Source organism: Gordonia sp. OPL2 (assembly GCF_003797825.1).
Classification (GTDB): Bacteria; Actinomycetota; Actinomycetes; order Mycobacteriales; family Mycobacteriaceae; genus Gordonia.
This window is the reverse complement of the sequence record NZ_RKME01000125.1, coordinates 1-398: the sequence shown is the minus strand read 5'-3', so window position 1 is coordinate 398 and position 398 is coordinate 1. Positions and strand designations below refer to the sequence as shown.

At 66.8% G+C, this 398-nt stretch carries 1 protein-coding gene; it reads right to left on the bottom strand.

The window, feature by feature from the left end; all coding sequences use genetic code 11:
• The coding region (locus EEB19_RS26610) for an AIR synthase related protein (RefSeq protein WP_262365949.1) at nt 1–364 on the bottom strand (364 nt) is incomplete at its 3' end.
• Nucleotides 365–398: the final 34 nt, after the last annotated feature.

The window sequence follows — 398 nt, the reverse complement described above, 5'->3', positions numbered from 1 at the left end:
CGGCAAAGGCCTCGATCCAATCTTCAGACGCTTCCGGCAGGGACAGTGCCAGCGTGCACCACGCCGGGCGCGCGCCCATCGCGGCCAGGTCCGACAGGTTGACCGCCAGGGTCTTCCAGCCGATGTCGAAGGCAGGCGTCTCAACCGGGAAGTGCACGCCGCTGTTGAGCGTATCGGCGGTGACCACCAGTTGCTCGTTGGCACGCGGCTGCAGCAGCGCGGCGTCGTCACCGATGCCGAGCAGGATGTCGTCGCGCTCGAGGGTGCGGGCGCGGATGCGGTCGATGAGGGCGAATTCGGCCAGGGACATGGGGCGTTCTGCTTTTTTGTAGAGCCGAGCCATGCTCGGCTGCAGTTCGATCACGCGCCGCATTGCCGAACGCAACCGTGCGCTGCAC